Source organism: Bradyrhizobium sp. (assembly GCF_019244115.1).
Taxonomy (GTDB): Bacteria; Pseudomonadota; Alphaproteobacteria; order Rhizobiales; family Xanthobacteraceae; genus Bradyrhizobium.
This window is the reverse complement of sequence record NZ_JAFATE010000487.1, coordinates 1-2,020: the sequence shown is the minus strand read 5'-3', so window position 1 is coordinate 2,020 and position 2,020 is coordinate 1. Positions and strand designations below refer to the sequence as shown.

The 2,020-nt window shown below is 67.1% G+C and carries 1 protein-coding gene; it reads right to left on the bottom strand.

Translation table 11 applies throughout. From position 1 onward, the window contains the following. The coding region (locus JOZ76_RS21380) for an alpha-2-macroglobulin family protein (protein WP_291701571.1) at positions 1-2,020 on the bottom strand (2,020 nt) is incomplete at both ends.

Sequence of the window (2,020 nt, the reverse complement as noted above, 5' to 3'; positions counted from 1 at the left end):
CGCCGTGTCCAGCGGCCGCCGCAAGGTGGTCAGCACATAGGCACCGCTGCCCCAGTCCTTGCCGACCGGAATTTTCACCTGCGACGTGCCTTCCCTGATGTCGACCGTCTGCGTCGTCAGCAGGCGGTCGCCGAGCACGTTGACGGTGAGCTTGCCGGCGCTGCGCGTATTGACCGTGACCACCATGGTGTCGCCGGACGCATATTGCGGCTTGTCGATCGAGGTCTCCAGCAGGTCCGGCGTGTCGGCGCCGCCCTCGGAATACCAGCCGACGTCGAACTGCACCGAGGTCAGCGGGCCATCGGCCTCGGTCGATTTCACGTCGAGGCGGTAGCGGCCCGGCTCGGGCAGCAGCGAGATCCGCGCCGGCTTGTCGGCCGCGATGGCAAGATCGCCGTCGGCGACACGCCTGGTCGACTTGACCGGCTCATATTGCCAAAACGAATCCTGCCGGTACCATTGATAGCGCGACTCCAGCTTCATCAGCTCGTAGCGCAGGCCCGAGCGCGCCAGCGTCTTGCCATCGGGCGAGGCGAACACGACATCGAACTCGGCCTTGTCGCCTTCCGCGACACTGTTGTCGCCGAACAGCGGTTTTACGCCGATCTCGGCTGCGCTCGCCGCGACTGGCAGCACGATCTTGCGCTCGACCGCGCGCCCGCCGGTCTCCGCCATGCGGATGAAGATCTGCGCCTCCTGCGGCCGCGTCGAGGTCGGCGGCTTGGCGAGGCTGACCGCGAAGGTCGCAATGCCGTTGTCGTCGGTCTCCGGCAGGTTCTCGATCGGCGTGCGCTCGTTCGAGGTGGTCTCCTCATCGGCGACGCCGAACTTGTAGCCCGGAAAACCCGCGCGCTCCGCGGCCGGCGCAACCAGCATGTCGCCTTCGACCTGCAGGTTCGAGGCCGGTGCGCCATAGAGGAAATGGCCGTCCACCTTCAGCTCGACCGGCGCCTCCGCCTTGATCAGCTTGTTCTTCGAGCTCAGGTCGAATTCCAGCCGCTCGGGGATGTAGTCCTCGACCATGAAGGTGGTCTCGCCGACCGCCGAGCCCTTGGGATCGGTGAACGCGCGCACCCGCCAGGTCCCGCTCGGCACCGCCGAATTGAGCGACACGGACAGCGTCCGCCCGCCCGCGCCCTGGTCAGCCAGCACCGCGCGGCGGAACTCGACTCCATCAGGGCGTTCCACCACCAGCGTCAGCGGCGTGCCGCCGAGCGCGTTGCCGAGCCCGTCGCGGAGCAGCGCGGTCAGATACACCGTTTCGTTGGAGCGGTAGACGCCACGCTCGGCATAGACGAAGGCGTCGGCGCCCTCCGGCGCCTCGCGCCCGGCGACGCCGCGGTCGGTCAAGTCGAAGGCGTTGGTCTTGAGACTGAGGAATGCGTAGTCGGTCTTTTCGCCCGTCACCGTCAGCATCGCCGGCGACAGCCCGCCCTCGCCGCGCGCGAGCCCGGTCTCGAACAGCACGTGACCGGCCTCGTCGGTCTTGCGGCTGGCCAAGATTTCGTTATTGCGGGCGATCAGGCGCACCTCGGCATGCGGCACCGCCTCGGTCGAGGCAAGCGAATTGACGAAGACATGGATGCCGTCATTGCCGGAGAACGCGGCGATGCCGAGATCGGAGACGATGAACCATTGCGTGGCGAGCTGGCTCTCGTCGTCGTTCCCCGTCGGCGTCTTCGGCGCCGCCGTCATCACATAGACGCCCGCCTGCAACTCGCCGAGCGCCTGGTCGACTGGGAACGCGGTCGTGACGTCCTGGTTCAGCGTGGTGGCGGTGGCAAGCTCGCCGGTCCACACCTTCATGCCGCGCTGGTCGCCGAGATCGGAGAGCTGGTAGCTCGAGATCGGGCGCTGGAAGTCGCTGTCGATGACGGCGTTGATCAAATTGCGGTCGCCGATCCGGTAGACGTTGACGGTCACCGCCGGCGTATTGACGCTGACCAGGGGAATGCCGCGCTGGCCGGTGCGCGGCAGTACATAGGCGCGGCCGGTAAAGTGCACGAATGGTTTGCGGTCG